Genomic DNA, 19,638 nt, shown 5'->3' on the forward strand with positions numbered 1-19,638 from the left:
GCCCCCCGCCACGCCGCCCGCCGTCGGCCGCGACGGCATCCTGCCGACCCCCGGGCAGCGGCCCGGGGCGCCGGGGCTGCCCGGATCACCCGATCTTCCGGGCGGCGGCGGAAACCCAGGCAAGGACCTGCCGCGCGTTCCGGGCCACATCACGCCAACCCTGCCGGGCGCCGTTCCGACCAAGGCCCCCGGCCAGCCATAAGCCGCCCTTAAAATCCTTTGTTAACCCGGTTGCGCTATCATTTAGGGCGGTTCTGAACGCTCAGAACGACCCAAGGTGATAGCGCAACGGGTTGGCTGGTGGGTTGGTTGGCGGCTGGAGTTAGGCCAGGACCTGCCGCTTCGAAGAGATGACGCCGGTGTCGAATCCGGCCAGGTGCAGGCCGCCATGGAACCGGGCATGCTCAATCTTCACGCAGCGGTCCATCACGACGTCGAGTCCGGCGGCCTCGGCCTCCTTGGCAACGTCCTCGTGCCAGGAGCCCAGTTGCAGCCAGAGGGTCTTGGCGCCGGCGGCAATGGCGTCGTCCAGGACGCCGGGCAAGTCGCCGTGCTTGCGGAACACGTCCACAATGTCCGGGCTTTCCGGCAGGTCCGCGAGCGACGCATACGTCGGCTGACCCAGGATTTCCTTCACCACCGGGTTCACGAAATAGACCTTGTACCGGGTGGAGGACTGCAGATAGGTGGCCACGAAATAGCTCGCGCGCGAGGGCTTGTCGGAAGCGCCCACAATCGCGATCGACTTCGCCTGCCGCAGCAGGTTCAGGCGCTCCGGCGCCGAGGGGCCGGTCCAGGTCCGTTCTTCAACACTCATCAGTTCGCTCCGATCGTGCAGGCTTCAGCCTCTGCGGATGCATCCGGGGCTGCTGCTTCCGAGGCGGCGTCCAGCGCCTGGTCCAGGTCCCAGAGGATGTCATCGATGTCCTCGAGGCCCACGGAGATGCGGACAAGGTCCTCGGGGACACCTGCCGACTCGAGCTGTTCGGGGCTCAGTTGCTGGTGGGTGGTGGACCCGGGGTGGATGACCAGGGTCCGGGAGTCGCCCACATTGGCCAGGTGCGAGGCCAGCTGCAGGGACTCGATGAACTTCTGCCCCGCGGCCCGGCCGCCCTTGACGCCGAAGGAGAACACCGAGCCCGGACCCAGCGGCAGGTACTTCTGCGCCCGCTCGAAGTGCGGGTGCGAGGGCAGGCCGGAGAAGTTCACGTACGCCACGCGCTCGTCCGCTTCCAGCCATTCGGCCACGGCCTGGGCGTTCTTCAGGTGCTCGTCGAGGCGCTGGGGGAGCGTCTCCACGCCCTGCAGCAGCTGGAACGCCGACTGCGGGGACAGCGCGGGTCCGATGTCGCGCAGCTGTTCGCAGCGCAGCTTGGTGAGGAACCCGTACTCGCCGAAGTTCCCCCACCAGGAGACATTGCCGTAGGAGGCCACGGGCTCTGTCATGGTCGGGAAGTTGCCGTTGCCCCAGTCGAAGCGGCCGCTTTCGACGATCACGCCGCCGAGGGTGGTGCCGTGGCCGCCGAGGAATTTGGTGGCGGAGTGGATCACGATGTCCGCCCCGTGCTCGATCGGCCGCACGAGGTAGGGCGTGCTCAAGGTGGCGTCGACGACGAGCGGGACGCCGGCGTCGTGCGCCACCTTCGCGAGGGCCGCAAGGTCCTGGACCTCCGAGGACGGGTTGGCCACCACCTCCACGAAGATCGCCTTCGTGTTTTCCCGGACTGCGGCGGCGTAGTCCGCCGGGTCGGTGCCGGCGACGAATGTGGTGTCCACGCCGAAGCGGCGCAGCGTGACGTCCAGTTGGGTCACCGTGCCGCCGTAGAGCTGGGAGGCGGCCACGATGTGGTCCCCGGCCTGGGTCAGCGCGGCAAAGGTGATGAACTCCGCCGCCATGCCCGACGACGTCGCCACGGCGCCGATTCCGCCCTCCAGGGAGGCGATGCGCTCCTCGAACGCGGCCACGGTGGGGTTGCCGATCCGGGAATAGATGTTGCCGTATTTCTGCAGCGCGAAGAGGTTCGCGGCGTCCTGGGTGTCCTTGAACACGAAGGAGGTGGTCTGGTAGATCGGCACGGCGCGGGCGCCGTGCTCGGCGTCGGGGGTGCCGCCGGCGTGCAGCGCACGGGTGCGGAAACCGAACTTGCGGTCAGCCATTACGCGTTCACCAGCTTGCTGGTAGTGCCGGCGTTTGCCGCCGGGGTCCGGGACAGGTCCAGTTCGGTGCCGTTCTTCCGGGCCAGATCCGCCTCGAGCTCGCGGACGATCGGCAGGATGTCCTGGCCGAACGCGGCGACTTCCTCCTGGAAGTGCAGGTAGCCGGTCAGGAACAGGTTCACGCCGATCTTCTTGTACGCCACGATCCGCTCGGCGATCTGCTCCGGGGTGCCGATCAGCTGCGTCTTGAAGCCGTCGTTGTACTGGACCAGGTCCTCGAAGCTCGAGTCGGCCCACATGCCCTTGCCGTCCTTGGTGGACGCCCCGGCTTCCTGGACGGCGGCGCGGAACCCCTCCACGGCGGGCCTGTGCGCCTTCTCGACGATCTCGCGGAGTGTGTCGCGGGCTTCCTTCTCGGAATCCCGGGCGATCACGAAGCCGTTCAGGCCAAACTTGGGGGAGGGGAGCGCACCTTCCGTGCCGCGACCGGCGGCACCTGACGCCGCCACCACACCGGCGATGTTCTCCTTGAACCCCTCGAGGTCCTTGCCGTTGGAGAAGTACCAGTCAGCCGCCCGGCCGGCGGTGGCCTGCGCGGCCGTGGAATTGCCGCCGAAGAAGATCTCCGGGTGCGCCCGGCCCGGCACGTCCACCGGTGCCGGGTTCAGGGTGAAGTCGGTGATGTTGTAGTACTTGCCGGACTGGCTGTAGTCCTGCTCGGTCCAGAGCCCGCGGAGGACCTTGATGAATTCCTCGGTGCGGACGTAGCGCTCGTCGTGTTCGAGCCATTCGAGGCCGAAGTTGGTGAATTCGTCCTTGAGCCAGCCGGAGACGATGTTTACGGCGGCGCGGCCGTTGGAGATGTGGTCCGCGGTGATGATGTACTTCGCCAGCACGCCGGGGTGCCACATGCCCGGATGGACGGCGGAGATCACCTTGAGGCGCTCTGTGGCGGCCAGCAGCGCCAGGCTGAACGAGGTGGCCTCGTGCTGCTTGTCCGCGCCGTAGGAGGCGGCGTACCGGGTCTGGGTCAGGGCGTATTCGAAACCGGAGTTCTCCGCGATCCTGGCGAGCTTCTTGTTGTATTCGAAGTCCCAGCCGGTGCGCTGTTCGATGGTGGACACCACCAGGCCGCCGGAGACGTTGGGGACCCAGTAGGCGAACTTGAGCGGTTCGGAAAGACGGGCGACGTTGCTGATCTCAGTCATGGGTGTTCCTTTACTTCCGGGTGGGGCTTGCTGTTGCCAGGAATTCCGTGGCGCGGTCGCGCAGCACATCCTGGATGCCCGCGATGGATGGTTCGTTCTGCAGCGAGGTGGTGTCGCCGAGCGTTGTGCCTTCGAACAGCTGGGTCAGCAGCCGGCGCATGATCTTGCCGCTGCGGGTTTTCGGCACGTCGGGAACGACGACGACGTCCCGCGGCTTGGCGATCGGCCCGATCTGCTTCGCGACGTGCGCCTTCAGGACACCCTGGATGTCGGGGGTGGCCGCCGAATCCTTCAGCACCACGAACGCGACGATCGCGTGGCCGGTCTTTGGGTCCGCGACCGGGCAGACGCCGGCCTCCACCACGTCCGGGTGGGTGACGAGCGCCGATTCGACCTCGATGGTGGAGAGCAGGTGTCCGGAGACGTTGAGGGTGTCGTCCACCCGCCCGAGGATCCAGATGTCGCCGTCGTCGTCATACTTGGCGCCGTCACCGGCGAGGAACCAGCCCTGCTTGGCGTATTGGCGCCAGTACGAATCGAAGTAGCGGCGCGGGTTGCCCCAGACCGTCCGGGCGATCGCCGGGCCGGGGGAGTCCACCACGATGAAACCCTGGACGCCGGGCGGCACCGTATTGCCGGCGTCGTCCACGATGCGCGTGCTGACGCCGGGCAGCGGGCGGGCCGCGCAGCCGGGCTTGAACGCGGCGTCCGTCGGTGCCGGGGAGAGGATGGTGGCGCCGGTTTCGGACTGCCACCACGTGTCCACCACGGGGGCGGTGCCGGCGCCGATATTGGTCCGGAACCAGCGCCAGGCCTCGGGGTTGATGGCCTCGCCCACCGTGCCGAGGAGACGGATGGAGGAGAGGTCGTACGTGTCCGGGACGCCGTCCGGGAACCAGCCCATGAGGGAGCGGACCAGAGTGGGCGCGGTGTAATACTGCGTGACCCCGTACCGTTCGATGATCTCAAAGTGCCGGCCCGGGTGCGGGGTGTTGGGCGTGCCCTCGAAGATGACCTGCGTGGCGCCGTTGGAGAGCGGGCCGTAGAGCTCGTAGGTGTGCGCGGTGACCCAGGCGAGATCGGCCGTGCACCAGTGCACGTCCTTCTCCCGCAGCGCGGGGTCGGGGTTGCTGAACAGGTGCTCGAAGCTCCATGACGCCTGTGTGAGGTAGCCGCCGGAGGTGTGGACCAGGCCCTTGGGCTTGCCGGTGGTGCCGGAGGTGTACATGATGAACAGCGGCGTCTCGGCGTCGAACGCCTCGGCTTCGTGAGTCTCGGAGGCCCGCCCGACGGCGTCGTGCCACCACACGTCGCGGCCGGCGGTCATCGGGACGGTGTCCAGCTCGTCCGCGGGAGTGGTCCGGTTGACCACCAGGACGTGTTCGATGGCGTTGTCGCCGGCGACGGCGGCGTCCGCGTTGTCCTTGACCGGCACGGCGGTGCCGCGGCGGAACTGGCCGTCGGTGGTGACCAGGAGCTTGGCGCCGGTGTCCTCCACCCGGAACTTCAGGGCCTCGGCGGAGAATCCGCCGAAGACCAGGGAATGGATGGCGCCGATCCGGGCCACTGCGAGGGTGATGATCACGGTTTCGGGGATGACGGGGAGGTAGATGACCACCCGGTCGCCCTTGGTGATGCCGAGGTCCAGGAGGGCATTGGCGGCTTTGGAGACCTCGCGCTGGAGTTCGGCGTAGGTGACGGCGCGGCGGTCGCCGGGTTCGCCCTCAAAGTGCAGGGCCACCTTGTCTCCGCGCCCCGCCGCCACGTGGCGGTCGACGCAGTTGTAGGCGACATTGAGCCTGCCCCCTTCGAACCAGGTGATCTGCGGTCCGAGGCCGGCCTCGACGTCGGCCGGGACCCGGCGGTGCGCGGTGTGCCAGGGCTTGGCGTGCTCCGTTGCGCCGCCGGGCAGGTCCGCCCAGTCGAGGCGGAGAGCCTGGGTTTCCCAGAACGCAACCGTCTCTGCTTGGACAGTTCCCGCGGTCGCGGCGGCGCCGTGCCGGGGAGGGTGGTTTCCGGAGGTGGTGCTGCGGTGACGCGCCGGCCCGTCGGCGGGGACGCCGTGCACTGCGCCGTCCGTGGGCTCGTTCAGGGACCATCCCGAAGAGCCGCGAGAGGAGCCGGGCGCGTCACGCAGCCCTGCTTCGTTCGCCGTCGCGTCCGAAGTGGTTTGTGGGAATGCCTCGGACGCAGTCCGGGCAAAGGTGGGCAGGGCGGAAGAATTCTCAGGGGTCATTGCTGCACTCCATCGGTCCTGGCAGTAGCACCCCTTGGCTGCTCCGGCGCCCTCGAATATCACCGAAGGAGGGCGGAGCGGTTGCGTGGGAATGGTCGTCTCACGTCACCGGGGGGTTGCTGCGGCGTCATCGATCCAGGTCTCTCGGCCGCTCGGGATGGTCACTACCTACTAGAACTTCAGATGCACGATTCCGCAAAATCGGCGTGCGGGAGCGCCGTAATATTCGTTCACCCGGCATGCGTCCGGCCTAAATCATTCATTTATTCGACAATTGCCCGGAAAGGTCGCAGGAGTAAGGTTGATGCATGGCCCATGTTAACGATCCGGCAGTCATTGACCGCCTCATGCGAACCAAAGGCACGTGGGCGGTGGTCGGCCTCACCACCAACGAATGGCGCTCGGCGTATGAGGTTTCCCTCTATGTCCGGGACCGGATGGGCATGGAAATCATCCCGGTCAACCTGCCCGGAGACGACGTCCACGGCGAGAAGGGGTACCGCTCCCTGACTGACATTCCGGCGGAGAAGCACCCGATCGACGTCGTGGACTGCTTCGTCAACTCCCACAGGGTGGGCGCCGTCATAGACGAGGCCATCGCGGTAGGCGCCAAGGCCGTCTGGCTGCAGCTGGGCGTCTTCGATGACGCCGCGACGGACCGCGCGAAGGCCGCCGGGCTGGACGTCGTCGTGAACGCGTGCCCTGCCCGCGAAGGCTGGCGCGTGGGCATCTGACGGCCCGGGAATGACGATCAACAGATCGGGAAGAGTCGGTTACAAAATGTGACCGGCTTTTTCCGTATCCGGCCTCCTGCCGTGTGAGATGGACTCGTAACCATCCCGAGCGGCTGAGAGATCTGGCTCCGTGACGCCGCAGCAACCCCCTCCTTTGAGGACGGTGCTACCGCCAGGACCGATGGAGAACCACTGTGGTCTGAGGCTCCCCGGCTTCGCTCAGCGCTGCCCGGAAGCCAGGACCCGGGGCTTTCCTCGGGCGAGCCCGGAGGAAATCATGAACACGCAGACAGCGGCAGCGCCGCGGCCCCGAGCAGGTGGGGGCCTGTGATCGAGATCCAGAACGTCAGCACGTCATTCGCTTCGGCCGCGGGACCTTTTACGGCCGTCGATGACGTCAGCCTGCACATCAGGCGGGGCACCATCCAAGGCATCATCGGGTTCTCCGGCGCCGGCAAATCCACGCTGCTGCGCAACATCAACCTGCTCGAGCGCCCCACGTCGGGCCGCGTCCTGGTGGACGGCGTGGACCTGGTGACCCTGTCCGACGCAGAGCTCCGGACCAAGCGGCATGACATCGGCATGATTTTCCAGCACTTCAATCTCCTCAACAACCTCACAGCCCAGGAAAATGTGGAGCTGTCCCTGAAGTTCGCCGGCGTCGGGAAGGCGGAACGCCGGCGGCGGGCCGCCGAAACCCTGGAAATCGTGGACCTCGCCGACAAAGCGGGAACGTATCCGGCCAAACTCTCCGGGGGCCAGAAACAGCGGGTGGCGATCGCCCGCGCCCTCGCCACCGGGCCCAAAGTGCTGCTCTGCGACGAGCCGACGTCGGCCGTGGATCCCCGGACGACGTCATCGGTCCTGCAGTACCTGGCCGACGTCAACGCCGAATTCGGCATCACAATCGTGGTGGTCACCCACGAGATGAATGTCATCAAGGCCATCGCGGACAACGTCGCGGTCATGGAAGAAGGCCGGGTGGTGGAGCAGTTCGACCTCGCCGAACTCCAACGCCCCGGTTTCCACCCGGCGACGTCGATCGGCCGCTACCTGGTCTCCGATGAGATCCAGCTGGACCGCTCCGGGAGGGGCACCCACACCACAGCCGCGTCGGAGGGCCTGATCAATGTTTGACCGCATCCTGGAAGTCCTGCCCGAAATCGGCGTCGCCATGGGGCAGACCCTCACCATGCTGCTGGTGGCCATCCCGCTGGCGGTGCTGCTCGGGACACCGCTGGGTGTCCTGCTCTACACCATCGGTCCCAACGGGCTCAAGCACAGGCCAAAGCTGCACCGGGTCCTGGACGGGCTGGTCAACCTGCTCCGCTCGTTCCCGTTCCTGATCCTGCTGATCGCAATCATTCCCGTGACCAGGTTCATTGTCGGCACGACCATCGGTACGGCCGCCGTCATTGTCCCGCTGACCCTCAACGCCATTCCGTATTTCGCCCGCTTCGTGGAACAGAACCTGAGCCAGCTCGGCGGCGGAGTGGTCGAAGCGGCACGGTCCATGGGCGCCAGCCGGTCCCAGATCGTCCGGGACGTCCTGATTGTGGAGGCGAAGCCCGGACTCGTCAGCTCCATCACCATCATGACCGTCAGCTTCATCTCCTACTCGGCGATGGCCGGCCTGGTGGGCGGCGGCGGAATCGGCGACTTCGCCATCCGGTACGGCTATTACCGCTACGAGACACCGCTCATGATCACCGCCATAGTCCTGATGATCCTGCTGGTCACCATCGTTCAGCTGGGCGGATCCTATGTTGCCCGGCGCCTGGACAAGCGCCTCTGAGCGCCGGCAGCACCCTCGTCCCACCTCCCACAGCGGAAAGCACCCCATGACTTCAACACCCAGTACCCGTTTCGACGGACCCCGCCCCCGCCTGCTGATCAGCGCCTTCGTGATGAACACGTCCAGCCACATCATGGGCGGCCAGTGGCGGCGCCGGGAAGCCCAGCAGCACCGGTTCAACGAACTCCAGCTCTGGATCGACCTGGCCCGCCAGCTCGAAGACGCCAAGTTTGACGCGATCTTCTTCGCCGACGTCGTCGGTCTCTACGGCGACTACGACGGCGGGTGGGCATCGCTGCTGAAAAAGGGCCTGCAGGTGCCGTCCAACGACCCCCTCATCCTGCTCTCCGCGCTCGCCACCGGAACGCGGGAGATCGGACTGGCCGCGACGTCGTCGGTGATTCAGAGCCACCCGTTCCAGTTCGCCCGGCAGATGTCCACGCTGGACCACATCAGCGACGGCCGGGTGGCCTGGAACATCGTCACCAGCGTGCTGGAAAACGCGCACCGGAACTTCAACGCCACCGAGCTGACCAAGCATGACGAACGCTACGACTGGGCGGACGAATACGTCGAGGCCGCCTACAAATTGTGGGAAGGGTCCTGGGAAGACGACGCGCTGCTCCGGGACAAGGAGACCGGAGTCCACGCGAACCCGGAGAAAGTCAGCAAGATCTACCACCGCGGACCCCGGTACTCGATCGACGGACCCCACCTCGCGGCCCCTTCGCCGCAACGCACCCCGGTGCTTTTCCAGGCCGGGAGCTCCGGCCGCGGCCAGCAGTTCTGCGCCGCCAACGCCGAGGCCACCTTCACCCTTGCGCCGAGCACCGAGGTGGCCGCGAAGTACACCGCGGCCGTCCGGGAACAGGCCGTTGCCGCCGGCCGCCATCCGGATGACGTGAAGTTCCTCCAGGGCATGCACTTCGTGGTGGGCGGCACGGAAGCCGAGGCGCACCGCAAGGCCGATGAGCTCGAGGACAGCCTGGACATTGAGGCCCTGCTGGCCCACGTGGGCGGCGGGTTCGGCGTCGACCTCGGCGGCCTGCCGCTGGACACCCCGCTCGGGGACCTTGAAACGGAAGGCAGCCAGGGACATCTCACGGCCATCCGCGCCTCCGTCCGAGGCGGCAACCCCACCCTCCGCGACATTGCGCTCTACCGCAGCCGGGCCAACCGGGTGGTGGGAACGCCGGACCAGATTGCCGACCGTCTCGAGCGGTGGCAGGACGCCGGAATCGACGGCATCAACATCATCAACCACACCATCCCCGGCTCCTACACCGACTTCATCGACGGTGTGCTGCCGGAACTGCGCAGCCGCGGCCTCGCCCAGACCGGCTACGCGCCGGGAACCCTGCGCGAGAAGCTCTTCGGCGCCGGGCCGCGGCTCAACGGACGCCACCCCGCCGCGGCCTTCCGGGGAGCCTTCACCGAATTCTCCGCGGCGGCCGAAAACCAGCCCGCCAGCGTTACCGCCCAGTCATAGCTCAGCGCGAACCACCACAAAGGACCAAGACCATGCAGCGTAGAAATTTCCTCAAATATGCCCTCGCCGGCGCCGGTGCGGTCTCCGCCGCGGCACTGACCGGCTGCGGCCTCACCAACCCCGGCGGTGCCGGCGCCAGCGGCGGCAAGACGATCAAGATTATCGTCACCGAGTCTGCCCCGTACCAGGAACCGACCAAGCTGGCCCAGAACCTGCTCGCGGCCCAGGGCTGGACCCTGGAGCCCACGTACGTCACGGACATCATCCAGCCCAACCTGGCCGTGGCCAACGGCGAATTCGACGCCAACTTCTTCCAGCACAACGCCTACCTGAAACAGTTCAACCAGGACAAGGGCCTGGAGAACGTGGGACTGTTCTACGTCTACAGCGCCCCGGGCGGCATCTGGTCTGACAAGTACAAGTCCCTGAACGAGCTCCCGGACGGCGCCAAGATCGGCATTCCGGTGGACCCGGCGAACAACGGCCGTGCCCTGTTCATGCTGCGCGACGCCGGCCTGCTGGAGCTGTCCGACGCCACCGTGATCCACACCTCGCAAAAGAACATCACGGCCAACCCGAAGAAGCTGCAGTTCGTGGAAGTGGACCAGCAGTCCCTCGCCAAGACCCTTCCCGATGTCGACGCCGGCTTCCTGGTCGCCCGGATGGCCGCCGATGCCGGGCACAGCAAGGACGACGCACTGGCCTTCGAAACGGATGCGGACCAGGTCCCGTTCCGGATCGTGGTTGCCGGGCGGAAGGATTTTGCCGGGTCGGAGAAGGCCGCGGCCCTCAAGGCCGCCTTCCAGTCCCCGGAGGTCAAAGCCTGGTTTGCCAGCTACCAGAAGGGCATCCTGCCCACCCCCTGGGACCAGGACCCCGCCGCCGACGCCGCCAAGCTCTAGCCCGGCCAACAGCAACCAAGGGAACGCATGTCCTACACAGCAGAGACCACAGCCCCCGCAGCACCATCGGCCGCAGCACCATCAGCACCGTCGGCCGAAGCCGCCTACGCCGAGGCACCGTCGGCCGAAGCCGCCTCGGCCGAAGCCGCCTACGAGACCCTGGCCCAGCGTTTCCGGCCCGTCTTTGCCCGGATCGCGGAGGGCGCGCTGGCCCGCGAGCAGGACCGGGTCCTGCCCTTCGAACAGGTCCGCTGGCTGAACGAGGAGGGCTTCGGCCGGCTGCGGGTGCCCACGGAACACGGCGGCGACGGCATCGGCTTCGAGCACTTCTTCCGGCTGCTCATCGAACTCGCCGAGGCGGATTCCTCCGTGGCCCACCTCTACCGCTCGCACTTCGCGTTCGTGGAAACCGTCGGCCTGGAATCCGAGGACTTCCGGAACCGCTGGTACCCGAAAGTGGTGGCCGGCGAGATCTTTGGAAACGCCGCCACGGAGAAATCCGGCAATGTCCTCGGCACCACCGGAACCAAGCTGACGCGCCACGGCGGGGACTGGCTCTTGAACGGCAGGAAGTACTACACCACCGGCACCATCTTCGCCGAGTGGATTGCCGTCATGGCCAGCACCGAGGGCGTGGAGGGCCGCCAGTACGCCGTGGTCAGCACCACCCAGCCCGGAGTGGAAATCCTCGACGACTGGGACGGGTTCGGCCAGCAGCTGACCGGTACCGGCACCACGATTTTCCGTGACGCCGTGGTGCCGGACACCAACATCATCCGGCGCTCGGAATCCACCACGCACGAGCCGGCCTTCTTCCAGCTGGTCCTGCTCGCCGTCCTGGCGGGCATCGGCCGGGCGGCGCTGGCCGACGCGAGGGCGCTGGTCCGCGACCGCAAGCGCACCTTCAACACCGGCTCCGGCGAACTGTTCCGCCACGACCCGCTGATCCTGCAGCTGGTCGGCCAGCTCTCGGCCAAGGTCTTCGCGGCGGAATCCGTGGTGCTGGCCGCCGCCCGGGAGCTCGACGCCGGCGCGGACCAGAACCTGGACCTCACCCCGGAACAACGCTACGTCCGCGGCGAAATCGCGGTGGAAAAGGCGCAGCTGCTGGTGCCGGAACTCGTCCAGTCCGCGGCCCAGCAGCTCTTCGACATCACCGGGGCATCCGCCACGTCGAAGTCGAAATCGCTGGACCGGCACTGGCGCAACGCCAGGACCGTTTCCACCCACAACCCCGCCGTGTTCAAGGCCCGCACCGTGGGCGACTACGAAGTCAACGGCACCACCCCCGAAGGGCTGCACAGCATCGGCGACGCCCGCACCGCCGCGCAGGCAGGGTGAGGCAGGCCGCAGCCGGATAGCCCGCGCAGCCGGGCAGGCCGCAGCCGGATAGGCTCGTGCCATGGACGTTGCCACCCTCCGCGAGATCTGCCTGAGCTTCCCCGGTGCGTTTGAGGACTTTCCTTTCGGACCGGAGACATCGGTCTTCAAGGTGCGGGCACGGATAGCCGGCGGCACGAGGCAGGACGCCAAGATGTTCGCGGCGTCGGCCATGGACCCGGCCGACTGGTCCGTGAGCCTCAAATGCGAGCCGGCCCTGGCCGAACAGCTGCGGGCCATCCACCCGGAAATCACCGGCGCCTGGCATATGAATAAGACGCACTGGAACGGGGTCCGGCTGGACGGATCGTTGCCGGACGACATGATCCGGGACATGGTGGAGGATTCGTACGACCTGGTGGTCGCCTCGTTCAGCCGGAAGCAGCGGGAACAGCTGGGCTGGGCGGGACTCGCCAGGGGCGAGGACACATGAGCGGTGATCCCGGTGCCGGCGCGCGGGGCGGGCTGAACTATCCGGGCATTGGCTCCACCGAGCACGGCCAGGCGCCGGCGGGCTTTCCCTGCCTGGTGTCCCGGGCATACCTCGGCGACGGCCCGGCTTTGTACCGGAGGGTGGCGCAGGGGATTCTGACCTGGCAGCTGCAGAAACGCTCCGGGCTGCGCGTCCACACCGACTCCGACGCCGTCGTGCCCGGCGCGCGCGTGGTGAGCGGATTCGGCGTCGGACCCTTCCGGATCAACGCGCCCTGCGAGGTGGTGTGGGTACGCCGGCCCGTGCCCGGCGACGGGCCGCAACGAGCCGGGTTCGGGTACGGCACACTGCCCGGTCATCCCGTGCGGGGCGAGGAGGCCTTCGAAGTGGAGATCGACGCCGCCGGGCGGGTGTTCCTGAAAATCACGGCCTTCAGCCGGCCGTCCAACTGGTTCTACGCGACCGGCCGCGCCCTCACGGGACGGGCACAACGGCATGTCACTTCCCGCTACATTGGGAGTGCACACGAACTGGCCGCAGGTGAAAGCTGATCAGGAGCCGAAGGATGCTGGAACAGAAAACCCTTGACCAATTGTGGAACTTCGACGACCCCGCCGGGTCCGAAGCCCGGTTCCGGGCGGCGGCCGCAGATGAACGCTACGACGCCGACGAACGTGCCGAGCTCACCACGCAGCTGGGACGGGCCATCGGGCTGCAGGGCCGCTACGAGGAAGCCGACGCCCTGCTGGATGCGGTCGATGCCGACGAGCCCACCGTGGCCGTCAGGGTGCTGCTCGAACGCGGCCGGGTGCTCAATTCCAGCGGCCACCCCGAGATGGCCGTGCCGCTGTTTGAACAGGCGGCCGAACTGGCTGACTACCTGGTCGAGGAATTCCTGGCCGTTGACGCGCTGCACATGCTCGCCATCGCCGACTCCGCCCACGCCGAGACCTGGACCCGGAGCGCCCTGGAGTACGCCTCCACGGTCCACGATGAGCGGACCAAACGGTGGGTGGTTTCGCTGCACAACAACCTCGGCTGGACGCTGCATGACGCCGGCCGGTGCACCGAGGCGATGGTGGAGTTCCAGCTCGCCGAACAGTGGGCCGACCGGATCGGCACGCCGCGGCAGCAGGAACTGGCCCGCGAGGCCATCGAGGCCTGTTGACCCGCCAACTGCCATGTGACCCGGCATTGTCATGCTGGAAGAATGGAACCTCCGGAAAACCAATGAAAGGCTTCAGCCCATGATCTTCATCGTCGTCAAATTCAAGGTCAAGCCGGACTGGTCGGAGCGCTGGCTGGGACTCGTGAACGATTTCACCCAAGCCACCCGCCAGGAGCCAGGCAACCTGTGGTTCGACTGGTCCAGCAGTGTGGAGGACCCCAACGAATTCGTCCTGGTTGAGGCCTTCAAGGATGACGCCGCCGGGGCCCACGTGAACAGCGCCCACTTCAAGCAGGCCATGGCGGACATGCCTCAGGCCCTGGCCGAGACGCCCAGGATCATCAGCCGGCAGCTCGACGGCGACGGCTGGGACCGGATGGGCGAGCTCACCATCTAACCCCGTCTCACCCCGGCGATTGCTCCGTAACGGCCCTTTTGAGGCCTCAAAACGGCCGTTACGGAGCAATCGACGGCAGGGTTCCCTGGCCGAGCTTGCGAGGCGAGGGGGCCGGTGGCGAGCAATGGATAGGCTTATGGCATGTGGATCGGCTGGATTGAATTCGACATCCTTCTGGGCGACGTTCACAGCCTGAAGGAGAAGCGCTCCGTGGTGCGCCCGCTCCTGGCGGAGCTGAAGCGCCGCTTTGATGTCTCCGTGGCCGAGGTCGGGGATCATGAGCAGCACCGGCGCACGCAGTTGGGCGCCGGCCTGGTGGCAGCAGACCGTGCACACGTCGTGGAGGTGCTGACCGGCGTCGAACGCTTCGTGGCGGCCCGGCCCGAACTCGAACTCCTCAGCGCACGGCAACGGGAGCTCCGCAGCGACGACTGACCCCGCGGATTGCTCCGCCAACCCCCGTCGATTGCTCCGCCAACCCCCGTCGATTGCTCCGTGGTCGCCCTTTTGAGGCTCCATAACGGCACTTATGGAGCAGTCGATGGGCGTTGTGGATAACTTCTGCAGCGTCGACGCCGAACTGGTCTGATGAAGCCATGAAGACCGCGCGTCCGCTGCCGGACGATTTCCAGCGACGACCCTTTACCGTCGTCGAAGCGGCAGCGGCTGGTGTGTCACTAAAAAGACTCCGCCACCAGTCCCTGGCCGCGCTGGGCCGGGGAATCCGTGTGCAAAGCCCGACGCCGGGGCTTCCCTTGTGCGTGCGAGTGCGGCCTTTCATTGAGGTCAATGAGCGATGCGCCGCGTCGCACCTCACCGCGGCGGAGCTTGGTTCGCTTCCGGTGCGGCAGCAGAAGGAGGCACCACCGATGTACCACGTGATCAGGCCCGAGGGCGCGGCCCATCTCAACCGGCCACACGTCATCGTCCACCGCATGAAGCTCTACGACGACGAAATCACGCTGCTGGACGGGATCCCCATCACCACCCCGGAGCGGACCTGGCTGGATCTAGCCGAAATGTTGACCGTAGACCAACTCGTTGTGGCTGGCGACAGCTGCGTTCGGATGCCCAGACCTGAGCTCGAGGGCAGGGAGGCGCCGCTCTGCAGCCTTCAGGACTTGCAGCGGATGATCGACCGCCACAAGGGAAAACGCGGAATCCGCAAGGCGAAGGAAGCCATCGCCCTCATTCGCGTGGGCTCCGATTCGCCGCAGGAGTCGTTGCTGAGGCTGGCCATAGTCCGGGCCGGCCTTCCGGAACCAGAGCTGAACGTGCCGATCATCGACGATGCAGGAACCCGGCACCACGAACCCGACCTGTCCTATCGGAAATACAGAATCGGCGTCGAGTACGAGGGCGAACTCCACGGTGAGGAGGGCCAGATCGTCCGGGACATCGCCCGTTCGGAGAAGTACACGGCCCTCGGTTGGACCGAGGTCCGGATCTCCAAGCGGCATATGCACGATCATGCCAAGGCCGCGGTGGCCAAGGTCCGTACCGCACTCCTGCAGGCGGGCTGGAGGCCCGGCCGTTAACGAACGATTGCTCCGCAACTGCAGTTTTGAGGGTTCAAAAGGGCAGCTGCGGAGCAATCGATGGAACTAGGGCGGCGGTGGGTGGGCCCACGCCGCCAGGGTTCCCTGGCCGAGCCTGCGAGGCTAGGGTGGCGGTGGGGACTAGCCGAAGTACTTCGGCAGGGTCGCCTCGTGGGCTTCGCGGAGCGCGTCGAGGCTCATGGTCTCGACACCGTTGATCTCCAGCGTGCCGCCCTCGGCGTCCACCACACCGATCCGGACGTGCGCGAAGCCGCGGGCGGTGCACATGTCCGTGAACCGGATTTCCTCCGAGCGGGGCACAGCGACGACGGCGCGGCCCTGGGTTTCGGAGAACAGCGCCGTGAACAGGTCCACGCCGTCGCGGTCCAGGACGTCCTGCAGGGCGATCCGGGCGCCCACGCCGTAGCGCAGGGACGACTCCACGAGGGCCGCGGCGAGGCCGCCTTCGGAGAGGTCGTGGGCGGAATCCACCATGCCGTCGCGGGAGGCGTTGATCAGGATCTGGCCCAGTTCGCGCTCGGCGTCGAGGTCAACCTTCGGCGGCAGGCCGCCCAGGTGTCCGCGCATGTTCGACCATTCCGAACCGTCCAGCTCTGCCGCCGTCGTGCCCAGCAGGTAGATGGCCTGGCCGTCTTCCTTCCAGCCCGACGGCGTGCGGCGGGCGACGTCGTCGAACTTGCCCAGCACAGCCACCACGGGGGAGGGGTGGATGGGGGTGGTCCCGGTCTGGTTGTAGAGCGAGACGTTGCCGCCGGTGACCGGGATGCCGAGGACCATGCAGGCGTCGGACAGGCCGCGGATGGCTTCGGCCAGCTGCCACATGACGTCGGGGTCCTCGGGGGACCCGAAGTTCAGGCAGTCGCTGACGGCCATCGGCACGGCACCTGAGGTGGCAACGTTGCGGTAGGCCTCGGCCAGGGCCAGCTGAGCGCCGTGGTACGGGTCCAGGTAGGTGTAGCGGCCGTTGGCGTCGGTGGCCAGGGCCACGCCGAGGCCGGTTTCCTCGTCCACCCGGACCACGCCGGCGTCGTCCGGGAACGCCATGGCGGTGTTGCCGCCGACGTAGCGGTCGTACTGCTTGGTGATCCAGGACTTGTCGCACATGTTCGGGGAGGCGACGAGTTCGGAGATGGCGTCGGCCAGTTCCGCCGGGGCGGAGGGACGGCCGGCGTCCTGCACGGACCCGGTGAAGGAGTCGGCCTGGACGGCGTCCTGCCATTCGGGGCGGGCGTAGGGGCGGTCGTAGACCGGACCGTCGTGGGCCACGGTGCGCGGGTCGACGTCGACAATGACCTCGCCTTCCCACGTGATGATGAGGCGGCCGGTATCGGTCACCTCGCCCAGCCAGGAGTACTCCACCGCCCACTTGTCCATGACCGCTTCAAACGCGGCGATGTTCTCGGGGGTGACCACGGCCATCATGCGTTCCTGCGACTCGGACATCAGGATTTCGCCCGGGGTCAGGGTGGGGTCGCGGAGCAGCACGGAGGTCAGCTCGACTTCCATGCCGCCGTCGCCGTTGGAGGCGAGCTCGGAGGTGGCGCAGGAAATGCCGGCGGCGCCGAGGTCCTGGATGCCTTCCACCAGGGAACCCTTGAACAGCTCCAGGCAGCACTCGATCAGGACCTTCTCGGCGAACGGGTCGCCCACCTGGACCGCGGGGCGCTTGGACGGCTTGGTGTCATCGAAGGACTCCGAGGCCAGCACGGAGGCGCCGCCGATGCCGTCGCCGCCGGTGCGGGCACCGAACAGCACCACCTTGTTGCCCTTGCCGGAGGCGTTGGCGAGGCGGATGTCCTCGTGGCGCATCACGCCGACGGCCAGCGCGTTCACCAGCGGGTTGCCCTGGTAGACGGAGTCGAAGACCATTTCGCCGCCGATGTTGGGCAGGCCCAGCGAGTTGCCGTAGCCGCCGATCCCTGCCACGGCGCCGTGCATGACGCGGGCGGTGTCCGGGTGGTCAATGGCGCCGAAGCGCAGCGGATCCATCACCGCTACCGGGCGGGCGCCCATGGAGATGATGTCGCGGACAATGCCGCCGATGCCGGTTGCGGCGCCCTGGTAGGGCTCCACGAAGGACGGCGAGTTGTGGGATTCAATCTTGAACGTCACGGCCCAGCCGTCGCCCAGGTTGGTGACACCGGCGTTTTCGCCGATACCCACGAGCATGTCCTTTTTCATTTCCTCGGTCACCTTGTCGCCGAACTGGCGCAGGTGGTTCTTCGAGGACTTGTAGGAGCAGTGTTCGCTCCACATCACCGAGTACATGGCGAGTTCCGCGCCGGTGGGGCGGCGGCCCAGGACCTTGACGACCTCGTCGAACTCGTTCTGCTTCAGGCCCAGTTCGGCCCAGGGGAGTTCGGTGTCCGGGGTCTTGGCCGCGTTCTCGACGGTGTCGATGTTGAACTTCCGGGCGGTCTCCGCGGGTGCCGCCACTGCGGGTGTCTCCGTCATTTGTTGTCTCCCACGATCTTGTTCAGGACAGAGGTGAAGAACCCGAGGCCCTCGGTGCCGGAGCCGAGCTCGGGACCGAAGCCGGCCTCCACGGCGTGCTCAGGGTGCGGCATGAGGCCCACCACGTTGCCCGCGGCGTTGGAAATGCCGGCGATGTCGCGGCGGGAGCCGTTCGGGTTGAAGCCGACGTAGCGGAACACAACGCGGCCTTCGGCCTCGAGCGCGTCCAGGGTCTTCTCGTCGGCGATGTACTGGCCGTCCTGGTTCTTCAGCGGCACGGTGATTTCCTGGCCGGCGGCGTAGTCCCCGGTCCAGGCGGTGGTGTTGTTCTCCACGCGCAGGACCTGGTCGCGGCACATGAACTTCAGGTGGTCGTTCTTGATCATGGAGCCGGGCAGCAGGTGCGACTCGGTCAGGATCTGGAAGCCGTTGCAGATGCCCAGCACGGGCAGCTTTGCCTCGGAATTGGCGGCGTCGATGATCTTGGACATCAGCGGCGCGAAACGGGCGATCGCGCCGGCGCGGAGGTAATCGCCGTACGAGAACCCGCCGGGAATCACGACGGCGTCAACGTCACCCAGGGTGGTGCCGGCGTGCCAGAGCTCCACCGGGGTGGCGCCGGCCAGACGGACCGCACGGGCGGCGTCGCGGTCGTCGAGGGTGCCGGGGAAGGTGACGACGCCGATCTTCGCACCAGCGAGCCTGGGGTTGGCGGCGACGGCGACGGCCTCGCCGATCAGGGGGAGTTCAGTCATTTCAGGCCTCAACGACCTCGACGTTGACGACGTCCTCGATGACCGGGTTGGACAGCAGGGTCTCCGCGGCGTCGCGGGCCTGGGCCAGGATCTCCTCGGTCACCTCGCCGTCGACCGTGAGTTCAAAGCGCTTGCCCTGGCGGACAGAGCTGAAAGCGGTGAAGCCCAGCCGGGGCAGAGCACCGACGATGGCCTTCCCCTGCGGGTCCAGAATCTCGGGCTTGGGCATGACGTCGACAACGATCCGGGGCATCCGGCAACTCCTGTGCGTGAGCGTTGGGTAAGGGCGCAGCGGAGTGGTGCCGTCTCACGCCGATCCGCTGTGTGTTGGACTGCCTGGTGAATACAGCGTGAAAGGGCGCTCCGCGAGCTTGCATGCCCATTCTACCGGCCACCGCGCGTCCGGCCGTATTCGCAGCCGGGAGTGTGAACGCGGCCTCCCCGGCGGGTCCTTGAGCTGGAGAAATGGCGTCGCGGGGGCGGCTGCGCCCTATGGTCGGGGCTGCCGCGGGTCAGTAGGATGTGCGCATGGCTGAGAAACCGAAATCCGTGGTGTTGTCTGTTGTGGCCGTCGCAGTGTTCGCCGGGCTGGGCCGGATGGTCCTGCAGAAGATCAAGGCCGACCGCGCGGCGAAGGCGACCAAGGTGGCCGGGCCCCTGGATGAGAAGACCCGCGCATGGATCAGCGACGTGGTCCGTACTCCGCGAAAGTAGGCCGGCGGGTCACGAGCGGGCCAGCGGCGGGCCCGAAGATCGTTAGTCGTCGCGGCCTCCGGCGCTGAGCCAGCGCAGGCTGGCGTGGGCACTGTGGCAGCCGGAGTCCAATTGACGCAGTTCAGCACCCTCGCCATCGCATCGTGTCGTATTGCGTGACAGATATTAAATACCTCCTTGTGGTCTATGTCATATCTCGCTCTCGGTCTGTACTGTATGAATCGGCTGGTATCCGTGGGGACGGGCCGGGCGACCGC

20 protein-coding genes, 1 pseudogene and 1 riboswitch are annotated in these 19,638 nt (G+C 67.0%); of the genes and pseudogenes, 14 read left to right on the forward strand and 7 right to left on the reverse strand.

The window, feature by feature from the left end:
• Window positions 1-202, forward strand: a pseudogene (locus Y706_RS29875) (hypothetical protein); the annotation flags it as partial.
• A gap of 120 nt (window positions 203-322) precedes the next feature.
• Here Y706_RS29875 and Y706_RS0120040 read toward each other — a convergent pair.
• From Y706_RS0120040 to acs, 4 genes are read right to left on the reverse strand one after another with little or no spacing between them, the layout of a single operon-like run.
• Complete coding sequence (locus Y706_RS0120040) at window positions 323-817, reverse strand: CoA-binding protein (RefSeq protein ID WP_028277987.1); 495 nt, start codon at window positions 815-817, stop codon at window positions 323-325.
• Window positions 817-2,157 (reverse strand): O-acetylhomoserine aminocarboxypropyltransferase/cysteine synthase family protein, encoded by a 1,341-nt coding sequence (locus tag Y706_RS0120045; RefSeq protein WP_028277988.1) that lies wholly within the window; start codon window positions 2,155-2,157, stop codon window positions 817-819. The genes Y706_RS0120040 and Y706_RS0120045 overlap by 1 nt, the downstream gene beginning before the upstream one ends.
• Window positions 2,157-3,365, reverse strand: a complete 1,209-nt coding sequence (gene sfnG, locus Y706_RS0120050) for a dimethylsulfone monooxygenase SfnG (protein ID WP_028277989.1) — start codon at window positions 3,363-3,365, stop codon at window positions 2,157-2,159. The genes Y706_RS0120045 and sfnG overlap by 1 nt, the downstream gene beginning before the upstream one ends.
• A 10-nt stretch (window positions 3,366-3,375) precedes the next feature.
• On the reverse strand, window positions 3,376-5,601 hold the full coding sequence (acs, locus tag Y706_RS0120055) for an acetate--CoA ligase (RefSeq protein ID WP_028277990.1): 2,226 nt from the start codon (window positions 5,599-5,601) through the stop codon (window positions 3,376-3,378).
• A 308-nt stretch (window positions 5,602-5,909) separates the two neighbouring features.
• Between acs and Y706_RS0120060 the strand changes: the two genes are divergently transcribed.
• From Y706_RS0120060 to Y706_RS0120115, 12 genes are all read left to right on the forward strand, one after another.
• Entirely contained in the window at window positions 5,910-6,335 is a 426-nt protein-coding gene (locus Y706_RS0120060; RefSeq protein ID WP_028277991.1) for a CoA-binding protein, read from the forward strand.
• A 97-nt stretch (window positions 6,336-6,432) separates the two neighbouring features.
• Window positions 6,433-6,523, forward strand: a riboswitch (SAM riboswitch).
• Window positions 6,524-6,662: 139 nt separating this feature from the next.
• Entirely contained in the window at window positions 6,663-7,472 is an 810-nt protein-coding gene (locus Y706_RS26695) for a methionine ABC transporter ATP-binding protein (protein ID WP_043436621.1), read from the forward strand.
• On the forward strand, window positions 7,465-8,130 hold the full coding sequence (locus Y706_RS0120070) for a methionine ABC transporter permease (protein ID WP_018776122.1): 666 nt from the start codon (window positions 7,465-7,467) through the stop codon (window positions 8,128-8,130). The genes Y706_RS26695 and Y706_RS0120070 overlap by 8 nt, the downstream gene beginning before the upstream one ends.
• A gap of 46 nt (window positions 8,131-8,176) precedes the next feature.
• Window positions 8,177-9,619 carry an LLM class flavin-dependent oxidoreductase gene (locus tag Y706_RS0120075; RefSeq protein ID WP_028277992.1) on the forward strand — a complete coding sequence of 481 codons (1,443 nt, stop codon included), beginning with the start codon at window positions 8,177-8,179 and terminating at the stop codon, window positions 9,617-9,619.
• 32 nt (window positions 9,620-9,651) lie between these two features.
• Window positions 9,652-10,521, forward strand: a complete 870-nt coding sequence (locus Y706_RS0120080; RefSeq protein ID WP_028277993.1) for a MetQ/NlpA family ABC transporter substrate-binding protein — start codon at window positions 9,652-9,654, stop codon at window positions 10,519-10,521.
• Between the two features lie 27 nt (window positions 10,522-10,548).
• Window positions 10,549-11,862 (forward strand): acyl-CoA dehydrogenase family protein, encoded by a 1,314-nt coding sequence (locus Y706_RS0120085; protein WP_028277994.1) that lies wholly within the window; start codon window positions 10,549-10,551, stop codon window positions 11,860-11,862.
• Between the two features lie 61 nt (window positions 11,863-11,923).
• Window positions 11,924-12,334: an MmcQ/YjbR family DNA-binding protein gene (locus Y706_RS0120090; protein ID WP_028277995.1), complete on the forward strand. Its 411-nt coding sequence runs from the start codon at window positions 11,924-11,926 to the stop codon at window positions 12,332-12,334.
• On the forward strand, window positions 12,331-12,885 hold the full coding sequence (locus tag Y706_RS0120095; RefSeq protein WP_028277996.1) for a DUF1990 family protein: 555 nt from the start codon (window positions 12,331-12,333) through the stop codon (window positions 12,883-12,885). Before Y706_RS0120090 ends, Y706_RS0120095 begins: the two co-directional genes overlap by 4 nt.
• A gap of 14 nt (window positions 12,886-12,899) precedes the next feature.
• Entirely contained in the window at window positions 12,900-13,502 is a 603-nt protein-coding gene (locus tag Y706_RS0120100) for a tetratricopeptide repeat protein (RefSeq protein ID WP_028277997.1), read from the forward strand.
• Between the two features lie 79 nt (window positions 13,503-13,581).
• The gene (locus Y706_RS0120105; RefSeq protein ID WP_028277998.1) at window positions 13,582-13,899 is read left to right on the forward strand and encodes a putative quinol monooxygenase; all 318 of its coding nucleotides are present in this window, start codon (window positions 13,582-13,584) and stop codon (window positions 13,897-13,899) included.
• 141 nt (window positions 13,900-14,040) lie between these two features.
• Window positions 14,041-14,334 carry a DUF503 domain-containing protein gene (locus Y706_RS0120110; RefSeq protein WP_028277999.1) on the forward strand — a complete coding sequence of 98 codons (294 nt, stop codon included), beginning with the start codon at window positions 14,041-14,043 and terminating at the stop codon, window positions 14,332-14,334.
• 434 nt (window positions 14,335-14,768) lie between these two features.
• A complete protein-coding gene (locus Y706_RS0120115) occupies window positions 14,769-15,437 on the forward strand; it encodes a hypothetical protein (protein WP_052355116.1) in 669 nt (222 codons plus the stop codon).
• Between the two features lie 141 nt (window positions 15,438-15,578).
• On the opposite strand, the gene purL is transcribed toward Y706_RS0120115, so the two are convergent.
• From purL to purS, 3 genes are read right to left on the reverse strand one after another with little or no spacing between them, the layout of a single operon-like run.
• Window positions 15,579-17,912 carry a phosphoribosylformylglycinamidine synthase subunit PurL gene (gene purL / locus Y706_RS0120120; RefSeq protein ID WP_043436627.1) on the reverse strand — a complete coding sequence of 778 codons (2,334 nt, stop codon included), beginning with the start codon at window positions 17,910-17,912 and terminating at the stop codon, window positions 15,579-15,581.
• Entirely contained in the window at window positions 17,909-18,667 is a 759-nt protein-coding gene (gene purQ, locus Y706_RS0120125; protein ID WP_026539321.1) for a phosphoribosylformylglycinamidine synthase subunit PurQ, read from the reverse strand. Before purQ ends, purL begins: the two co-directional genes overlap by 4 nt.
• A 1-nt stretch (window position 18,668) precedes the next feature.
• The gene (gene purS / locus Y706_RS0120130; RefSeq protein WP_018776110.1) at window positions 18,669-18,920 is read right to left on the reverse strand and encodes a phosphoribosylformylglycinamidine synthase subunit PurS; all 252 of its coding nucleotides are present in this window, start codon (window positions 18,918-18,920) and stop codon (window positions 18,669-18,671) included.
• 275 nt (window positions 18,921-19,195) lie between these two features.
• On the opposite strand from purS, the gene Y706_RS0120135 reads away from it, so the two are divergent.
• Window positions 19,196-19,381, forward strand: a complete 186-nt coding sequence (locus Y706_RS0120135; RefSeq protein WP_028278002.1) for a hypothetical protein — start codon at window positions 19,196-19,198, stop codon at window positions 19,379-19,381.
• The last annotated feature ends 257 nt before the right edge of the window (window positions 19,382-19,638 follow it).

Origin of the sequence: Arthrobacter sp. I3 (genome assembly GCF_000520575.1) — a bacterium.
Taxonomy (GTDB): Bacteria; Actinomycetota; Actinomycetes; order Actinomycetales; family Micrococcaceae; genus Arthrobacter; species Arthrobacter humicola_A.

Coding starts and splice junctions, on each gene's coding strand:
- purL (WP_043436627.1), bottom strand. CDS start 17,912: ATGACGGAGACACCCGCAGTGGCGGCACCCGCGGAGACCGCCCGGAAG.
- sfnG (WP_028277989.1), bottom strand. CDS start 3,365: ATGACTGAGATCAGCAACGTCGCCCGTCTTTCCGAACCGCTCAAGTTC.
- Y706_RS0120085 (WP_028277994.1), top strand. CDS start 10,549: ATGTCCTACACAGCAGAGACCACAGCCCCCGCAGCACCATCGGCCGCA.
- Y706_RS0120105 (WP_028277998.1), top strand. CDS start 13,582: ATGATCTTCATCGTCGTCAAATTCAAGGTCAAGCCGGACTGGTCGGAG.
- Y706_RS0120070 (WP_018776122.1), top strand. CDS start 7,465: ATGTTTGACCGCATCCTGGAAGTCCTGCCCGAAATCGGCGTCGCCATG.
- Y706_RS0120135 (WP_028278002.1), top strand. CDS start 19,196: ATGGCTGAGAAACCGAAATCCGTGGTGTTGTCTGTTGTGGCCGTCGCA.
- purQ (WP_026539321.1), bottom strand. CDS start 18,667: ATGACTGAACTCCCCCTGATCGGCGAGGCCGTCGCCGTCGCCGCCAAC.
- purS (WP_018776110.1), bottom strand. CDS start 18,920: ATGCCCCGGATCGTTGTCGACGTCATGCCCAAGCCCGAGATTCTGGAC.
- Y706_RS0120110 (WP_028277999.1), top strand. CDS start 14,041: ATGTGGATCGGCTGGATTGAATTCGACATCCTTCTGGGCGACGTTCAC.
- Y706_RS0120060 (WP_028277991.1), top strand. CDS start 5,910: ATGGCCCATGTTAACGATCCGGCAGTCATTGACCGCCTCATGCGAACC.
- Y706_RS0120080 (WP_028277993.1), top strand. CDS start 9,652: ATGCAGCGTAGAAATTTCCTCAAATATGCCCTCGCCGGCGCCGGTGCG.
- Y706_RS0120075 (WP_028277992.1), top strand. CDS start 8,177: ATGACTTCAACACCCAGTACCCGTTTCGACGGACCCCGCCCCCGCCTG.
- Y706_RS0120040 (WP_028277987.1), bottom strand. CDS start 817: ATGAGTGTTGAAGAACGGACCTGGACCGGCCCCTCGGCGCCGGAGCGC.
- Y706_RS0120045 (WP_028277988.1), bottom strand. CDS start 2,157: ATGGCTGACCGCAAGTTCGGTTTCCGCACCCGTGCGCTGCACGCCGGC.
- Y706_RS0120090 (WP_028277995.1), top strand. CDS start 11,924: ATGGACGTTGCCACCCTCCGCGAGATCTGCCTGAGCTTCCCCGGTGCG.
- Y706_RS0120115 (WP_052355116.1), top strand. CDS start 14,769: ATGTACCACGTGATCAGGCCCGAGGGCGCGGCCCATCTCAACCGGCCA.
- Y706_RS0120100 (WP_028277997.1), top strand. CDS start 12,900: ATGCTGGAACAGAAAACCCTTGACCAATTGTGGAACTTCGACGACCCC.
- acs (WP_028277990.1), bottom strand. CDS start 5,601: ATGACCCCTGAGAATTCTTCCGCCCTGCCCACCTTTGCCCGGACTGCG.
- Y706_RS0120095 (WP_028277996.1), top strand. CDS start 12,331: ATGAGCGGTGATCCCGGTGCCGGCGCGCGGGGCGGGCTGAACTATCCG.